Consider the following 15,981-nt stretch of genomic DNA (forward strand, 5'->3'; position numbering starts at 1 on the left):
TTCAAAGGGGGACGCTATGGATAGAGTGTTTGAAGATGAATTTATGGATGCGCAGTCACGGATTATTTCACTATGTGTCGAATTTGCGGGGAATAGGACTGATAAAGTTTATGCCTATGGCTCTATCGAAGAAAGCAGTATTTCGTTCAATGCATTTTTCAAGATTGATGGTCAGATAAGAACAACAAATAATATAGCTGCCGATCCGGACGCGATATGGGATTTTCTGGATCTTGGGGAAGCGGATCTTGAGAAGATAAGACAAATATGCATACATTACGAAAAACCTGTCCCCACGGAATTAAGAATGATTTATGACTGTAAAAGCGGTAAAATAGACACGGAATATAAGTATGAAAGTATCTGTTCCGCAAAGACGGGGACAGATTCAAGCGAGATTTTTATGAAGTGGTTAGATGAGGTTCGCCAAAGCACATGGAAGAGATAAAACAGCATTGTGAAAAAGTCATACAGATACTCCGTTCCGATTATAGTACGCAGTTACAGTATTCGGGAATAATCAAAAAAATATACGACGTTATGCTGCAGATCATATCCTGCGATAATGTTAATGAACTCCCGGATATCCACTGGAACAGCCTAGCGCGGTGTTTTGCTGACGAAACGACGGATTATCAAAGTCCTATACTCTTTGAGATAGATAAAATTGCGAAGCTGTCAGAGGGAAAATAATGAAACAGTTGAGAAAAACAGAATGGCGGAGAGGATACCCCATAAAGAAAAACCTTGCCCTGTGTGCATGGGGAGTGCTGGCGCTCGCAGGCTTCGCCGGGATACTGGCGCGTCCGGAGAATATTCCGTCGCTGGCAGCGTGTGTTCTTGCATTGGCGGGCGCAGTCCTTTCGCTGTCGCGCCTGCTTGGATATTACAGAACTACATATCAGTGTCTGCCCGCTTTGAACCGGCGGCTTACAAAAAAAGAGCAGGAGGAGCTGCTCGAATGTGAAAATTTTGAGACGATCACCGAGTTAAAGTCAGGATCGCTGCGGCGGACAGATTTTGCTGAAAGTGCCTGCTGGCTCCGGATCAATGGAAGATATATCCCGAAAGAACTTGTGATCTTATGAGAATGACAGAGTTGTAGAAACTGAATTCTTGAAAAACATTCTTGAATCACATTTCGATACAGAAAGATATTTGCAGGAAACGGACGATAAAGTTATTGAGCAAGATTGAGTGATTTTAGGAGTGAGATTTATGAGGATTGCAGACATTTTTGATGCGGTAAGAGACGCAACTTATTCGGACTTCCGGAAGTTTTATACAGGTGATCCGAATCTATTCCATAAGTATACAGGATTAAGTTTGTTTCAGTTACTGTTTGTCAATGACCACAACACAGACGAAAAAATAAAGATGATTCGATTTTTAATATCTGAGGGGGCGGATGTTAACTTTAAAAGTCCAAAAGATCAAAGAAATGCACTGCATATATTTTACTTTTCGGTTATGAGGCCCGACCCACAGTACATATTAAAAGTAACTCAGCTGCTGGTTGAGGCTGGGGTGGACATAAACGCCAAAGACAAATATGGGGCAATTCCACTTAATTATGCGATTACTGTTGTAAAGCTGCCGACAGAGACGGCTATGCCGGTATATCAATATTTAATAGATCACGGTTCAAATATCTATGAAAAAGACAATTTTGGGAAAGCATGCATTGATTATGCAAAGGAATTTTCATGGAGAAATGATCTTGTAAGTCTAATGGAAGGAACCGAATCATGAGCAAAGTGAGAAGAAAAATAACAAAATATGAGATCATTCTCTGTGTTCTTGTACTGGCGGTCATAGTTGCCGGTCTGCTTCTGCCTAAGACAGGAGAGCTGGTGTTACTGGATGAATTCTGCAATATATCCGTCATATGGATCGTGTGCATCTATGTGGTCGTGCGGGTCATACATAACTGGAAAACAGGGGAAAAAAGTAACAAAACAGCAGGAGTGATCATCGCGGTTTTCTGTGCGGCAGTCTGCATGTGGTTTACGAAGGATTTTGCCGCTGATCTGGCGTCGGGTACGAAGACGGTCACGCTGACAGATATAGAAGTAAGTGAAACACAAGCGCATACCAGCATTTTTTCGCATCATTATTATCTGATGGGGACGGATTCTCAGGGATTAAGGACCCGTGTGGAAATATCAGCAGATGACTATACGATGATGAGCCAGACAGGAAATGGAACTGCGGTTCTTGTGTATTATGAGCATACCGGACGGGCTGTGTCGGCACGCTGAGAGGAAGTTATTGCTACGACAGCATAAGGGAAGTGGTACGCAGGGTTAATCGAAACACCGGGATAATGGAGTCCTTCTTCTCCACTCTGAAGCAGGAAGAACTGTACCGGAGCTCCTACCGGTCTGAAAACGAATTCAAGAAAAGGGTTTCCGAATATATGAAGTTCTACAACAAAAGGCGTCCTCATCGCGCCAACCAGTACAAAACACCAGATGAAGCGGAGAAGGCCTTTTATGAAAAGAATGCCGGCTGAATCCGTTGCGGCAGCCGGTTCAAATAAGGGGGCTTGAAGCTGTTTGTGATCAAAAATGAGAAAGTTTGAATATTTGTGTCGCAGGAGGCCAAATGCCGGAAAGCCTTGATATGACAATAAAAAATGGGAGTCAAGTTTCATTCGATCTCGCCGGATCGTTCAGAACTTGACTCCCATTCAGTTCTCCACGAGCCCTTTTTTTGCTGGGCTGCTGACTCTGCTTCCACTTCCCTTGGAAGAGTTCTTCGGTAGTACATTCTTCAGGGTAATAGAAGTTTTTTCGCACCCAGCCGTTTTCTTGGTAGACTTCCGTAATGATACGATCGGATAGAACCTCAATAATGATATCCTCTCCGATTGATGTTTTCCCAAGGAGCGGTACAGGGTACTGCTCGTGATTCTTACACAATTCACGCATCGAGGCCCAATCGCCCGAATCAAAGACCACTTGCTTCAGCACTTCATCCGATATTCGCAATCATCCTTTCCCATCTATGATGTTCTTCATTCAGCAAGATGTAAAGCACATCGGAGGGTCGGGAACTCCGTCTGTGATTATTTCCTTGGCCATCTCAAGTACAATCTTTTCCTTGAGATAACTGAATTGGCACTCGCCGTCTTCGTTTATGTTACGTTCCAGCAGTTCCTCGATTTCTTTCAGGAGTTGCCGCAGGGTTTCCGCTTGATTCATTTTGTTTTTCACCTTCTTTTCAAGTGCCGGCAACAATGAAGTCATATAAGGCTCCTGGTTCTTTTAGGCACCATTCTTTTGTTCCATCGTCAGTCCAGACTTTATAGTCTGGAGAGGCATCATATAGCCACCAGTCGATGTAATCATACTGGTCGTTGACAGCCTCTTTCAAAACTAGAAGGAGCGCAGTCAGGTATCGGTTCTTACATCCAAATACAAAGTGACCGTCACCTACAGATTCGAGCGCCGCGCCGACCTTCTCGTCGATCTCCCGTTGCTCCATAATCTGGCCCAACGCCGCACAAAAGGTCTCTTTGGTAATCATTGCTGTCCATCCTTCTGAAGCTTCTGTACGGGCTTTATTTCGCTCTGCCAGCGCCGTAAATTGGCCATACCCGTGATCAATGCCCATGATCATAGTTTCAAGTCCTTTCTGGCCTTTGCCTTTATTCCTGAGTTTTTTCTTTCGGCCCCTTCCCATCTTATCTGGACCGACTCATACTAAGGGACTGGGGTTCCTTGAAGTACCCTGGGTACCGAAGCCGAACCGCTTCTATCATGTAGGCCGCATCCGAATTGCCGAACAAATCGTAAGGGGTTGCACCATTGTCGCTGTTCCAGCCGTTCCACAAGTTGAAGGCCAGTCGGGTCAAAGACATACTGCCGCTGGTCTGCCAACCTTTGTTCAGCCCCTCCGGCCTGATCACATCGTCCCGAAAATCGAAAACATCCTCAATGTGATTCCGGGTATCGCCGCTGATGCCCATGGTGTAGAAAAAAGCCTTGTGGTAAGGATCAAGACTGCCGGTTCGTCCGAGGCACTGTTCATAGAATTTCTCATGTTCTTTGTTTTTGAATTTAATCGACATTTCGTTCCTCCTTCTGGTTCGGTTATTCAGGGAAATCACCGGCTGGGAAAGGCGATGACTTCCATTTCGGCATTGATAGTTGCATTGCTGGGGACTGGAAGAGTGCATTCTGTAAGCATTGATATCTTCTTCCCAGCAGGTAAGTGTTACTTGGGGGGAGAGTGTGAGAGGGGGGAGCAGCACCCCACTGTTTCGAGAGCAGGTAAAAGACGCACTCCCCCCTGGGTGTGATGAGGAATTTCTGCCCATATGTGATGCTGTCTTCGGGAAATAAAAAAAGCGCCTGCTTGGACAAATCCAAAACAGACGCAAAAAAACTTATATTTCGGCATCCTAAACAAAAAGAAGCCAATTTTTTCTACAATATTTTTCTCAAAAAAGGGGGTGATCGGGAGCGAATCGGGTAGAATTAACCAGCCACCTGAGTTTATTTTGAAAAATTCATAATTTGTTTACAATTTCTCCGGGTCAAAATTCGAAAAAAGCGATCCAAATCAGTCAAAATTAGTCGCAAAATCGGTAGTCGTTAGTTCAAGTCCTCACCAAAGCCCGAAATAGGTGAAAAATATCTTTCAATCTGGAGCTTAATTTTGGGCACGAAAAAACCCCGTAAACGGCTTGTTTACGGGGTTTTTCGGCCTTATATCTTTTTTGTTAAGGCAACTTGGTTGCGGGAGGCGGATTTGAACCACCGACCTTCGGGTTATGAGCCCGACGAGCTACCAGACTGCTCCATCCCGCGATATCAGCGTCCTCTTTTGAGGGCGCTTTATTAATATATCACACAGTGCCGGGGTTGTCAAGGATTTTTTTGCGTGATGACGCGATATTTCGCACAGGCTTCAGCCCAGATACTTTTTCAGGTATGCGCCGGCGCCTGTGCCGTCGCTCGCTGTCAGCCGCCAGCCGCCTGGGGCGCTCTCGTCCCGGGTGAGCACCGCCACCCGGCAATTGTCCAGATTGACGGACCAGAACTGGTCCAACGGATTCGCCAGCGCCGCTGTGAGCATGGCATGGAGCGCCGCGCCGTGCCCCGCCACCAGCAGAGTCTGGCCCGGATGCTTTTCGGCGGCGAAGGCGAGAAAATCGCCGGTACGTTCCAACGCGCTTTGCAGGCTCTCCGCCCCTTGCGGCGGACGGTAGGCCTCGGGGTCGGTGAAAAAGCAAGCAAACGCCGGGCCCAAGGTGTGGGGGTCTTTGCCCTCGTAGGGGCCAAAGGCGATTTCGGTGAGGCGCTCGTCCGGGCAGATCTTCTCCCCCGGCCAGCCGCTGACCAGCTGCGCGGTGTCCATCGCACGTCGCAGCGGGCTGGAATACACCGCATCAAAATGCACGCCGGCCAGACGCTCCCGGGCCTCCATCGCCTGACGGCGGCCCGTCTCGTTCAGAGGGATGTCGGTGCGCCCCTGCAGCATCGCGCGCAGGTTCCAGTCGGTCTGGCCGTGCCGGATGAGATACAACTGTGTTTGTGGCAAAAAAAGGCCCTCTTTCGTTGAAAGGCCGGATTATCGGCCTTTTTGTCTGGTAAGATGCAGATGTGGCGGGAAGATCACCACTTGGCTTTGGTCTCCACCACCTTGCCGGCGATGAAAAGTTTGTCAAGCTCTTCGCCCCGCAGCACTTTGGGCTCGTAGGCAGGATTGAAGGGCTGAAGCACCACGGCATTGCCCCGCAGGACGTACTTCTTCAAAGTGCCCTCGCCCTCGTCGCCGTAAACCATCACGCCCAGGTCGCCGTTTTCCAGCGTGGGCTGACGATGCACCAGAGCCAGGTCCCCGTCGCTGATGCGGGGCTCCATGCTGTCGCCCTTGACCACCAGATAGAAATAGCTGGCGGGGTCCTTCACGCGGGCATACTCCACGCCGTAGTCTTCCTCAAAGGCCAGAGCGCCGAAACCGGCGCGCACGGTGCCCACCACGGGGATGGGGCTCTCTTCGTAGCCGCCGAAAAAACGCTGGGCGGCGGCAGCCGGAGCGACCGCGGCCAGGCCCATCAGATCGTCGATGGAGGTGCCCAGCAGCGCCGCAAGGCGCGCCAGGGTGTCGGGGTCCGGCGAGGAGCGGCCGGTCTCCCATTTGCCCACCGCCTGCTGGCTGACGCCCAGCTGGACCGACAGGCTTTTCTGGCTGAAGCCGCTGCGCTTTCTCAGTTCTTTTAAACGCTGTGGGAACATGGCCATTCCGCTCCTTTCCTGTATGGGACCATTATACAACCGCAGGATGTTTTTGTAAAGAAAAATGTAAAAAAAGTTGTTATTTTCGCTTGACAACAACCATTGGTTGTTATAGAATAAAGTCACAGAGACGAACCTTCGCGCTGTGCGGCAAAATGGAGGGAATCGATATGAAAGAGACGATGTGCATGATGCTGGCTATTTTTGCGGGGCTGGGCGTCGTGATGCTGGCCGGGGCCCTCATTGAGGGCGGGCTTTCGGCGCTGTTGCTGCTGGGGTTGGCGGCATGTGCGCTGGCCGCGCGGGGCTTTTATCGTTTGGGTACGCAGCCTGCCCGCCGGGCGCGGCGGGTGCGGCGGCACACCAGCCCTGCGGTTGGATTTTCCAAAAAATCCGGCAGCCTGCGGGCGGCCTGAACCGCCGAAGGATACGGTGTCAAACGCAGCAAAGCGGGCAGGCAGAACAGCCGCCCGCTTTTTCCATGTCTTTTTGGCTATGACACGGTCAAAATCTCTTGACAGGTCCCGCAAAGTATGATAATATATATAGCGCGCCATCGAACGCGCAAGGCGGCCACTATGGAGAGGTGTCCGAGTGGTTTAAGGAGCCGGTCTTGAAAACCGGTGACCCGCAAGGGCCGTGGGTTCGAATCCCACCCTCTCCGCCATTTACAACTGAATCACCTTTCACAAACTTTGCTCTGGAGAAGTACTCAAGAGGTCGAAGAGGCGCCCCTGCTAAGGGCGTAGGTCGGGAAACCGGCGCGAGGGTTCAAATCCCTCCTTCTCCGCCACGTCGCCGCAAGCGGTATATCGCTTGCGGCGATTCTTTTTGCAAAAATCGCCGCGCGCTCATTCTGCTGCGGCTCCTTTTCCCCACAAAACTTTGCTTCGCAAATTTTTGCGGGGGCCCCGGTTGGGCCCCGCACGAAAGTGCGGGGCTTTTCACTTTGTTCGCCGGGATTTGGACCCGAGCGCCGAAAGGCGCGGGCAAAAAATCCGACCGCCGCCTGCGGCGGATGCAGGGAGGATTTTTTGGCGCAGCGGTCGGCAAGGCCAAGGCGGCTGCGCCCGCCGATGGCCGCGCCGGGCACCGCAAGAGGGACCGCGCTTTCCGTCCCGGCCGCACTGCCCTGGAAGCATTTGAAACAGAGTTCGCTTCTCGCCCCGCCGCCGCGGCAGGTGCAGCAAGAATCTTTTGGCGCAGCGGTCGGCAAGGCCAAGGCGGCTGCGCCCGCCGATGGCCGCGCCGGGCACCGCAAGAGGGGCCGCGCTTTCCGTCCCGGCCGCACTGCCCCGCAGGTGCGGAACACCTTCTCTCCCCGCCCGTCTTCGGCAGCATTGCAGCTGCCGCCGGGATGGAGTAAAATGGGGGCAAAGCAATTCTTTCATTTTTCGGAAAGGAACATCAGAATATGAAGTACGATTTCACTTCCATTATGGACCGCCACGGGAAGGACGCCATCGCGGTGGACGGTCTGGGCAAGCCGAACGGGTTTGCCCCCGCCGCGCCCAAGGCGGGTTTCGACGCCATCCCCATGTGGGTGGCGGACATGAACTTTGCCACCGTGCCCACCGTGCCCGAGGCGCTTATCCGCCGGGCGCAGCACCCGGCTTACGGCTACTTTGACCCCACCGATGAATACTTTGATTCCATCATCGCCTGGCAGAAAAACCGCAACGGCGTGACCGGGCTGACCCGGGAGTGCATCGGCTACGAGAACGGCGTGCTGGGCGGCGTGATCAGCGCGCTGAACGTGGCCTGCTCCCGGGGCGGCAAGGTGCTGCTCCACTCCCCCACCTACGTGGGCTTCACCAGCGCCCTCACCAACAACGGCTACAACATGGTGCTCAGCCCCCTGAAGCGGGACGAGGCGGGCGTGTGGCGGATGGACTTTGAAGACATGGAGGAAAAGCTGCGCACCCAGAACATCCATGCCGCCATCCTCTGCTCGCCCCACAACCCCTGCGGCCGGGTGTGGGAGCGCCGGGAGCTGGAACAGGCCATGGCCCTGTTCGAGAAGTACGACGTGACCGTGGTGTCCGACGAGATCTGGAGCGACATCATCCTGGAGGGCAGCAAGCACATCCCCACCCAGTCGGTGAGCGAGTGGGCGCGGCAGAACACCGTGGCGATGTACGCCCCCAGCAAGACCTTCAATCTGGCGGGCCTTGTGGGCAGCTACCACATCATCTACAACAAGCGCCTGCGGGACCGGGTGCGGAAGGAATCCAGCCTGAGCCACTACAACAGCATGAACGTGCTCAGCATGCACGCGCTTGTCGCCGCCTACCAGCCCGAGGGCTGCGAGTGGCTGGAGGAGCTGCGCCAGGTGCTCACCGGCAACGTGGACTTCGCCTGCGGCTACATCAAAGAGCACTTTGAGGGCGTGGAGACCTTCCATCCCCAGGGCACCTACATGCTGTTCGTGGACTGCACCGAATGGTGCAAGGCCCACGGCAAGACCATCGACGAGGTGGAGAAGGCCTGCTGGGACGTGGGCGTGGCGGTGCAGGACGGCCGGGCGTTCCACGGCCCCTGCCACCTGCGCATCAATCTGGCCCTGCCTCTCAGCCGGGTGCAGGAAGCCTTCGACCGGCTGGACAAATACGTGTTCAACGCCTGAGCCCGAGACAAGAAAAGCCCCCGGGGCGGCCTGACGGCTGCCCCGGGGGCTTTTGCGTGTTTGCGGGCGGTCAGTCGATGACGGTGCGGGTGCGCCCGATGCCCACCACCGCGGCGGTGAGCTTTTTCCAGGTGTTGCAGCCGCAGATGCCGTCCACCGACAGGCCCACCGAGCGCTGGAAGCCCCGCAGGGCGCTCTCGGTGTTGGGGCCGAACTTGCCGTCCAGCGTACGGGTGGAGTAGCCCAGGGCGTTCAGCGCGTCCTGCAGCACCAGCACGTAGGTGCTCACGGCGCCCCGGCGCAGGGTGGGATAGCCGGAGGTGGTGCCGGAGCAGGCGGGCTTGCCGTAGCGGCGGTCGAAGTGGACCCAGGTGGGGGTCATGCTCTGAGGCTCCACATAGCCCCAGGCGCCGGTGTTCTTGGCCGCCTTCCAGATGGCGTTGCGGGCGGTGGAGCCCTGGCCCTGGCCCACGTCGAAGGCCACGCCGGCGTAGTGCTGGCTGGCGGTGCCGTGGCCGCCCTCCCAGATGCGCTTGAAGGCGTAGCCCACGTGGATGCCCTTGCCGTAGCTGCGGCGGGTGAGGTTCCAGGCCTCCATGGCGGCGGTGGTGGTCCACAGGGTGGGGCTGGAGGAGCTGCCCCGGAACTCCCGCACCCGCAGGGTGGTACCGGTGGAGAAGGGCATGGAGTCGCTCTCGTTCAGGTTGTAGGTCATCATGCGGTTTTCAAACGAGTCGTAGACAAATACTTTGGGCATGCTGATTCTCTCCTTTCGTTACTTGGCGCAGTTTGCGCAGGACGCGGGGATGGGCGGGTTGAGCAGTTCGTAGATGCGCTGCCAGGTCTCCTCGTCCACCACGCCGGTGACCGGCAGGCCCAGGCCCTCCTGGAACAGGCGCACCGCCTGGTCGGTGGTCTCGCCGAACACGCCGTCCACCGGCACGAATTCTGCCGCGCAGTAGAGCACCGCCACCTGGTTCATCAGCTGCTGCAGCTGCATCACCGCGTCGCCCGCGCTGCCCAGCTTCATCACATAGCCGGGATACTCCGGGCCGGCGGCCAAGGCGGTCTGCTCGCTGCCCGCCGCCGCCAGGCTGAAGAAGGTGGCGGTGAGGGCGTTCCAGGTGGTCTCGTCCGCCGTGCCGGTGACCGGCAGGCTGAACTCGCGCTGGAAGCTCTCCAGCGAGTCCCTGGTCTTGGAGCCGAACACCCCGTCGATGCCGCCGGGGGACTGGACCTGGTCGTAGAAGTAGCCGATGTACTCCAGCAAAAACTGCATCCAGGCCACGTCGCTGCCCATGGCGCCCTGGGCCAGCGCGAAGCCCGGCCAGGGCAGCAGGCGGTAGGCGTGGACCAGCCCGTCGCGGGTGCGCAGGGTCTGGCTCTGCTGGTAGAGCTTCTCCCAGGTGGCGGGGCCGATGACGCCGTCCTGGGTGAGGCCGAACAGCTTCTGGAATGCCTTCACCGCCGTCTCGGTGGCGGGGCCGAACTCGCCGTCGATGTTGATGCGGGGGATGGAGGAGTAATAGGCGCTCATCAGCACAAGATAGAACTGAGCCTCCCGCACGGCCCGCCCGGTGCTGCCCAGGCGCAGCGGCGTGCCGGGGTAGACGCCCGGGCGCTGGTTCGGGGCCAGCAGCTGGTTGGTCACGTCGGCGTAGATCTCATAGAGCTTCTGCCAGGTGGCGGGGCCCACCACGCCGTCGGCGGTGAGGCCGAACTCCCGCTGGAAGGCCTTCACCGCGGTCTCGGTGCCGGAGCCGAAGATGCCGTCCACCGCCGGGCTGGGGATGGAGGAGTAGTTGGTGGCGGCGATGCGCAGCCAGAACTGCACCTTGCGCACCGCGTCGCCCCGGCTGCCCAGGCGCAGCGGGCTGCCGGGATAGCCGTTGTTCGACTGGTTGATGTCGCTCTGCAGGCTCTGGTACTGGCTCCAGATGGCGTCCCAGGTCATGCGGCCCACCACGCCGTCGGCAGCAAGGCCGTTTTTCTCCTGGAATGCCTTGACCGCAGCCTCGGTGCCGGAGCCGAAGATGCCGTCCACCGCAAGGCTGCGCAGGTCAGGGTCGAACTCCGCCAGCTGCTGCAGCCAGAACTGCACCTGCTCCACGCTGGTGCCCCGGTCGCCCCGGCGCAGAGGCGTGCCGGGATAGCCGCTGCCGGTGATGGTGTCCTGGCTGCCGGTGGGCTCCTCGCCCTCGCTGGTCAGCTCCGCCAGCTTCTTCACGCTGACGTAGATGTAGCTGATCTTATACCAGGTGGAGCGGCCCACCACGCCGTCGGCGATGAGGTTGAAGTGCTTCTGGAAGGCCTTCACCGAGGCCTCGGTGGCCGCGCCGAACACGCCGTCGGTGCCGGGCTTGCCGAAGGCGGGGTAGTTCTTGGCGATGCGGGTCAGCTGGCGCTGGATGATGCGCACGTCCTCGCCGGAATCGCCCCGGCGCAGGGCGGTGCCGGGGTAGCTCTGGGGAATGCCCTGGATGTTGTTGGTGCGCACGATCTCGATGTTGTTGCCGTAGTAGTAGCGCAGGATCTGCAGGGCGTTCTTGCCCTCGTTGGCCCGGTCCACGGTGCCCCACTGCTTCATGCCCGGGCAGCTCACGGTCTTGCCGTCGCAGTACTCGGTGTAGTAGGGCTCGATGGTGCCTTCGCGGCGCACATAGGTGTTGAAGATGTCGTCGGTGATGCGCTCCATCGGCTCAAAGATCTCCCGCCCGTGGACGTAGTACTGGTCGTAGCTGGTGGAGTTGGTGATGTTGAAGTTGTAGCCCTTGCTGGGGTACCACTCGGTGAAGATGCGGTTCAGGGCCAGGCTGATCTGGGCGTGGATGTTGGCCCGCAGCGCCTGCTCCGGCCAGGTGGGATACACCTCGCTGGAGGCCACGTTGGCGATGTATTTGCGGAAGCTCACCGTCACGTTCTGGGCGCTGGCCGCCGGCTTGCCCAGGTGCACCGTGATGGTCTCGGGGATGATGGGCGCGGTGAGCACCGCCGGGGCGGGCTCGCAGAACTGCACCGGCGCGCTGCTGGGCGCTTCGCTGCCGGGGCTGTAAAGCTGATGGGGCGGCGTTTCAAAGCTGTCCGGCAGAGGGGCGGGCGCGCCCAGGCGCTGCATAGGGCGCATCTCCAGCTCCGCCAGCGTCATCTGACCCGCGAACAGCTGCAGGCCCTCCAGCGTCAGGGTCTGATAGCCCTCCTTGTCCGCCGTCAGGTCCCACACGCTGTAGGGCCGCTGAGTGGCGTTCTCGTCCAGCGAGAGGGAGGCGGGCGGCGCGGGCAGTTCCAGATCCAGGGCGTTGCCCTCGCCGTCGGTGTAAAATTCCATTTCCTGTGCCGACTGGCTGTCGGCGCTGCGCAGGCGGATGCGCACATTGCCCACCGGCGCGCTCTCCCGCGCCGCGTAGGTCTGCACCCGCAGGGTTCCGTTGCACATAGGCTGATGCTCCTTTTCTTCAAGATGGAAGGGCGGCTGACCCACCTTATTCACCGGGGCGGCGGGCCGTTCCTCTTGGCTTTTGGGGCAAAGTGTATTATACTGATTGCAACAAAGTCTTCCCATTGAAAGGAGCCGAAAAAAATGCGATACACTGTGGAAAATGAATTTTTGCGCGTGGAGGTGGACAGCCTCGGCGCCGAGCTGGCCAGCGTGGTGGACAAGGCCTCCGGCGCGGAGATGCTCTGGCAGGGCGACCCCGCCGTGTGGCCCCGGCGCGCGCCCATCCTGTTCCCCTACTGCGGCAAGCTGGTGAACGGCAGCTTCACGGTGGAGGGCAAGACCTACGCCGGCGGGCAGCACGGCTTTGCCCGCGACCTGGAGCATGAGTTCCTGGGCTGCAACGGCACGGCCCTGCGCTTCCGCCTTGCCAGCAGCGCCGAGACCCTGGCGCTGTTCCCCTTCGACTTCGTTCTGGAGAGCACCTACGCTCTGGAAGGCCGCACCCTGCGCCACACCCTGGCGGTGACCAACCCCGGCAGCAAGGAGCTGCGCTTCGGCATCGGCTATCACCCCGGTTTTAACCTGCCCTTTGACGCTGAGCACACCACCGAGGACTACGAGCTGCGCTTCGACGCGCCCCAGACCCCCATCGTGCAGGATGTGGAGGCGGGCTACCTCACCGGCGGCACCCATCCGATGATGGAGAACAGCCAGGTCATCCCCATGAACGACCGCATGTTCGACAACGACTCCATCTGCATGGGCGGCCTTTCCGCCAAGACCCTGTGCCTGGTGGAAAAGGACACCGGCCGCCGCATCACCTTTGACATCGAGGGCTATCCCTACACCCTGATCTGGAGCTCGGTGGGCGACCCGAAGCTCCACTTCCTCTGCGTGGAGCCCTGGCGCAGCCTGCAGGACAAGGCGGACGCCTCCGGCGACTGGGCCGAGAAGCCCTGCGCCGCGGCCCTGGCCCCCGGCGAGAAGTGGGACACCACCCTGGCCATCACCTTCCAGCGCTGAGTCTGAAAACACAAAGCGCCGTGCGCGGTGCGCCCGCGCACGGCCTTTTCATCCCTTGAACAAGGAGGCTTTTTATGTCCACTGCCTTTGAGAGCCGCACCGCCATGCTGCTGGGCGAGGCGGGAGTGGAAAAACTTCGCCGCGCCCACGTGGTGCTGTTCGGCCTGGGAGGCGTGGGCGGCTATGTGGCCGAGGCGCTGGCCCGGGCCGGGGTGGGCGCGCTCACCCTGGTGGACGACGACCGGGTGGCCGAGAGCAACCTGAACCGCCAGATCATCGCCCTCACCACCACGGTGGGCATGCCCAAGACCCAGGCGGCGGCGCAGCGGGTGCTGGCCATCAACCCCGCCTGCAAGGTGGTGGAGAAGGCGCTGTTCTACACCCCCGAGACGGCGGACCAGGTGCCGCTGGAGGGGGCGGACTATGTGGTGGACGCGGTGGACACCGTGACCGCCAAGCTTGAGATCATCGCCCGGGCCCGGGCGGCGGGGGTGCCGGTGATCAGCTGCATGGGCACCGGCAACAAGCTGCACCCGGAGCTGCTGCGCCTCTCGGTGCTGGAAAAGACCGAGGGCTGCCCCCTGGCGCGAGTGATGCGGCGGGAGTGCCGCGCCCGCGGCCTCAAGAACGTGCCGGTGGTCTATTCCCCCGAGCAGCCTCTGGCCCCCGCGGCGGAGTTTGCCGCCAACGAGGGACCGGGCCCTCAGCGCGGCGGCGCGCCCCGGCGCCAGACCCCCGGCAGCGTGAGCTTTGTGCCGGGGGCGGCGGGGCTCATCCTGGCGGGCAAGGTCATCCGGGACATCGTCGGGGCGGAGTGAGCCTCCCCGCGGAAGATGAAAAAAAGGCCCGGGGCCTGCGTTTTGCAGGCTCCGGGCCGTTCGCTTTTTTATTTACGCTGCCGAGGTGTCCTCGTCATCCAGCGCGTCCGCCTGGGCCAGGCCGGCGATGGTCACGCCGCCGCTCATGTAGTGGCTGCCGCCGTCGTAGGCAAGGCCGATCTTGTAGCGGGTGCCCGCCTCCAGGCCGGTGAAGGTGCCGGTGCGGCACTCGCCGTCGGCGGTGAAGTACATGATGCCGCCGTCCACATATTCGCGGCCGCCGTAGGTCTCCTTCCAGAGGGTCACGCGGTAGGCAAAGCGGGTCTCGCTGGTGGTGGTGGCGCTGCTGGTGATGGTGATGGTGTCTCCCGCGGGGGTGAAGTAGCCGCTGGTGCGGGCCTGCACGCCGTTGAACACCATGTAGAGAGTGTCGCCCACGATGGTGGAGGCCAGAGTGGCGGACGTGTCCAGCCCTTCCTCGGGCCAGGTGATGCTGCCGCCCAGCTGGGCTTCGTTCTTGGTGGTGGCCTCAGGCTCTTCTTCGCTGCCGCCGCAGCCGGGCAGCAGGCTCAGCGCCAGCACCATGGCAAGCGCCAGCGCCAGAAAACGGTTTTTGCGCTTCATAGTTTTCCTCCGTAAGGCGGTGGGCTTTGACAAACCCGCGCGCCGTGTTACAATAAGGTCAAGCGGAATACCCCGCCGCAAAAGTGCGGCGAAGGGTGGATACTGTTTTATTATAATCCAAAAACGGCCGTCTTACAAGGCCAACCGCCCCGAAAGGAGTTTTTATGATGGATGCCCTCGACTGTGTGGATCTGGTGCGCCACGGCATGGTGCGCTTTCGCGTGCCCGGCGGCCCGGTGGTGTACACAGACCCCTTCCAGTTGGAGAAAGCCCCCCACGACGCGGACCTCATCGTGGTGACCCACAGCCATTCCGACCACTTCTCCCCCGATGACCTGCGCAAGGCGGCGGGGCCGGACACCTGCTTCGCGGTGACCGCGCCGGTGGCCGACTGGCTCACGGGAGAGATGGGCGTGAACCCGGCCTACATCAGCCTGCTGACCCCCGCGGCCCCGGACCTGGTGTTCGAGTGCGGCGTGGTGCTCACCCCGCTGGCCGCCGAGAACAAGAACCATCCTTTGGGCTTTGGCTTCGGCGCGCTGCTGGAGATGGGTGGTTTTTCCTATTATGTGGCGGGCGACACCGACGTGCTCAGCGATGTGGCGTGCGACGTGCTGTTCGTGCCCTGCGACGGGCTTTACAACATGCTGCACTACATGGACCAGATCCCCGACCAGCTGGCGGCCATGGACCACAAGCCCGGTGTGGTGGTGCCCTATCACTACGCGGGCTACATGGAGGGCACCGACCAGAACGGCCCGCGCCTTGCAGAAAAGCTGAAAGACATGGGCTTCAAGGTCAAGCTGCTCTGCCGTCCGTGAGCGGTTTTTAAAAAGAAAGAAATGAGCGTTCCCCTTATGCCGCGCCGGCCTGAGGAACGCTCTTTTTCTTTGCAAGGACCTCCAGCAGCCGGTCTTTGCGCTTTCGGCCAAACGCGCCGTTTGGTCCTGGCCTTTGCCCCCATGGCTCAAAAGCCGTCCATCGCCGTCGCGGCACCTCATCGACGCAGCATCGCGGGCGTTCCGTCGCCGTGCGCACGACTTCGCTGTAAAGAGAGGGCCGCGCCCCGGACGCAAAGAAAAAGGGTCCCTGCCGTTTGGCAAGGGCCCTGAAAATGGGCAAAGAGAAAGCCGGCACCTACCTATTTTCCCAGGTCGTCTCCAACCAAGTATCTTCGGCACTACGGAGCTTAACTTCTGTGTTCGG

At 58.7% G+C, this 15,981-nt stretch carries 19 protein-coding genes, 3 tRNA genes and 1 rRNA gene; 12 read left to right on the top strand and 11 right to left on the bottom strand.

From position 1 onward, the window contains the following. The first annotated feature begins 16 nt into the window (after positions 1 to 16). From ACMI1Q_RS07715 to ACMI1Q_RS07735, 5 genes are all read left to right on the top strand, one after another. Complete coding sequence (locus ACMI1Q_RS07715) at positions 17 to 448, top strand: hypothetical protein (RefSeq protein ID WP_419503354.1); 432 nt, start codon at positions 17 to 19, stop codon at positions 446 to 448. Between the two features lie 244 nt (positions 449 to 692). Further along, positions 693 to 1,088: a hypothetical protein gene (locus tag ACMI1Q_RS07720; protein ID WP_419503355.1), complete on the top strand. Its 396-nt coding sequence runs from the start codon at positions 693 to 695 to the stop codon at positions 1,086 to 1,088. Between the two features lie 130 nt (positions 1,089 to 1,218). After that, positions 1,219 to 1,752: a hypothetical protein gene (locus ACMI1Q_RS07725; RefSeq protein ID WP_419503356.1), complete on the top strand. Its 534-nt coding sequence runs from the start codon at positions 1,219 to 1,221 to the stop codon at positions 1,750 to 1,752. Beyond that, positions 1,749 to 2,261, top strand: a complete 513-nt coding sequence (locus tag ACMI1Q_RS07730; protein ID WP_070087484.1) for a hypothetical protein — start codon at positions 1,749 to 1,751, stop codon at positions 2,259 to 2,261. Before ACMI1Q_RS07725 ends, ACMI1Q_RS07730 begins: the two co-directional genes overlap by 4 nt. Positions 2,262 to 2,326: 65 nt before the next feature. Next, a complete protein-coding gene (locus tag ACMI1Q_RS07735) occupies positions 2,327 to 2,515 on the top strand; it encodes an integrase core domain-containing protein (protein ID WP_419503357.1) in 189 nt (62 codons plus the stop codon). 130 nt (positions 2,516 to 2,645) lie between these two features. Here ACMI1Q_RS07735 and ACMI1Q_RS07740 read toward each other — a convergent pair whose 3' ends face one another. From ACMI1Q_RS07740 to ACMI1Q_RS07770, 7 genes are all read right to left on the bottom strand, one after another. Then, positions 2,646 to 2,975 carry a hypothetical protein gene (locus tag ACMI1Q_RS07740; RefSeq protein ID WP_419503358.1) on the bottom strand — a complete coding sequence of 110 codons (330 nt, stop codon included), beginning with the start codon at positions 2,973 to 2,975 and terminating at the stop codon, positions 2,646 to 2,648. Between the two features lie 48 nt (positions 2,976 to 3,023). Further along, positions 3,024 to 3,251, bottom strand: coding sequence for a hypothetical protein (locus ACMI1Q_RS07745; protein ID WP_346667961.1), 228 nt, complete (start codon positions 3,249 to 3,251; stop codon positions 3,024 to 3,026). Further along, the gene (locus ACMI1Q_RS07750; protein WP_419503359.1) at positions 3,226 to 3,624 is read right to left on the bottom strand and encodes a hypothetical protein; all 399 of its coding nucleotides are present in this window, start codon (positions 3,622 to 3,624) and stop codon (positions 3,226 to 3,228) included. Before ACMI1Q_RS07750 ends, ACMI1Q_RS07745 begins: the two co-directional genes overlap by 26 nt. Before the next feature lie 64 nt (positions 3,625 to 3,688). Continuing rightward, positions 3,689 to 4,075, bottom strand: coding sequence for a DUF6075 family protein (locus ACMI1Q_RS07755; protein WP_419503360.1), 387 nt, complete (start codon positions 4,073 to 4,075; stop codon positions 3,689 to 3,691). 665 nt (positions 4,076 to 4,740) lie between these two features. Next, positions 4,741 to 4,817: transfer RNA gene (locus tag ACMI1Q_RS07760), tRNA-Met, on the bottom strand. Positions 4,818 to 4,917: 100 nt separating this feature from the next. Next, positions 4,918 to 5,535, bottom strand: coding sequence for a histidine phosphatase family protein (locus ACMI1Q_RS07765; protein ID WP_419069013.1), 618 nt, complete (start codon positions 5,533 to 5,535; stop codon positions 4,918 to 4,920). A gap of 89 nt (positions 5,536 to 5,624) precedes the next feature. After that, on the bottom strand, positions 5,625 to 6,248 hold the full coding sequence (locus tag ACMI1Q_RS07770; RefSeq protein WP_330058194.1) for a LexA family protein: 624 nt from the start codon (positions 6,246 to 6,248) through the stop codon (positions 5,625 to 5,627). Positions 6,249 to 6,418: 170 nt separating this feature from the next. Between ACMI1Q_RS07770 and ACMI1Q_RS07775 the strand changes: the two genes are divergently transcribed. From ACMI1Q_RS07775 to ACMI1Q_RS07790, 4 genes are all read left to right on the top strand, one after another. Then, complete coding sequence (locus tag ACMI1Q_RS07775; RefSeq protein WP_419503361.1) at positions 6,419 to 6,664, top strand: hypothetical protein; 246 nt, start codon at positions 6,419 to 6,421, stop codon at positions 6,662 to 6,664. Between the two features lie 164 nt (positions 6,665 to 6,828). After that, positions 6,829 to 6,915: transfer RNA gene (locus tag ACMI1Q_RS07780), tRNA-Ser, on the top strand. A 35-nt stretch (positions 6,916 to 6,950) separates the two neighbouring features. Beyond that, a tRNA-Ser gene (locus tag ACMI1Q_RS07785) sits at positions 6,951 to 7,041 on the top strand. 621 nt (positions 7,042 to 7,662) lie between these two features. Continuing rightward, on the top strand, positions 7,663 to 8,874 hold the full coding sequence (locus ACMI1Q_RS07790; protein ID WP_419503362.1) for a MalY/PatB family protein: 1,212 nt from the start codon (positions 7,663 to 7,665) through the stop codon (positions 8,872 to 8,874). Positions 8,875 to 8,944: 70 nt separating this feature from the next. On the opposite strand, the gene ACMI1Q_RS07795 is transcribed toward ACMI1Q_RS07790, so the two are convergent. After that, positions 8,945 to 9,631 (bottom strand): peptidoglycan-binding domain-containing protein, encoded by a 687-nt coding sequence (locus ACMI1Q_RS07795; RefSeq protein ID WP_330058188.1) that lies wholly within the window; start codon positions 9,629 to 9,631, stop codon positions 8,945 to 8,947. Between the two features lie 18 nt (positions 9,632 to 9,649). After that, positions 9,650 to 12,307: a peptidoglycan-binding protein gene (locus ACMI1Q_RS07800; RefSeq protein WP_419503363.1), complete on the bottom strand. Its 2,658-nt coding sequence runs from the start codon at positions 12,305 to 12,307 to the stop codon at positions 9,650 to 9,652. Positions 12,308 to 12,451: 144 nt separating this feature from the next. Here ACMI1Q_RS07800 and ACMI1Q_RS07805 point away from each other — a divergent pair, with 144 nt between their 5' ends. Both ACMI1Q_RS07805 and ACMI1Q_RS07810 read left to right on the top strand, forming a co-directional pair. Then, entirely contained in the window at positions 12,452 to 13,333 is an 882-nt protein-coding gene (locus ACMI1Q_RS07805) for an aldose 1-epimerase family protein (protein ID WP_419503364.1), read from the top strand. 74 nt (positions 13,334 to 13,407) lie between these two features. After that, the gene (locus ACMI1Q_RS07810; RefSeq protein WP_394981256.1) at positions 13,408 to 14,151 is read left to right on the top strand and encodes a tRNA threonylcarbamoyladenosine dehydratase; all 744 of its coding nucleotides are present in this window, start codon (positions 13,408 to 13,410) and stop codon (positions 14,149 to 14,151) included. 72 nt (positions 14,152 to 14,223) lie between these two features. On the opposite strand, the gene ACMI1Q_RS07815 is transcribed toward ACMI1Q_RS07810, so the two are convergent. Continuing rightward, on the bottom strand, positions 14,224 to 14,775 hold the full coding sequence (locus ACMI1Q_RS07815; protein WP_419503365.1) for a hypothetical protein: 552 nt from the start codon (positions 14,773 to 14,775) through the stop codon (positions 14,224 to 14,226). Positions 14,776 to 14,939: 164 nt separating this feature from the next. Between ACMI1Q_RS07815 and ACMI1Q_RS07820 the strand changes: the two genes are divergently transcribed. After that, positions 14,940 to 15,596: an MBL fold metallo-hydrolase gene (locus ACMI1Q_RS07820; RefSeq protein WP_330058177.1), complete on the top strand. Its 657-nt coding sequence runs from the start codon at positions 14,940 to 14,942 to the stop codon at positions 15,594 to 15,596. A gap of 307 nt (positions 15,597 to 15,903) precedes the next feature. Here the strand turns inward: ACMI1Q_RS07820 and rrf are convergent. Then, a 5S ribosomal RNA gene (gene rrf / locus ACMI1Q_RS07825) occupies positions 15,904 to 15,981 on the bottom strand; the annotation flags it as partial.

The sequence above is a fragment of the Candidatus Allofournierella excrementavium genome (assembly GCF_048526665.1).
Classification (GTDB): domain Bacteria; phylum Bacillota; class Clostridia; order Oscillospirales; family Ruminococcaceae; genus Allofournierella_A; species Allofournierella_A excrementavium.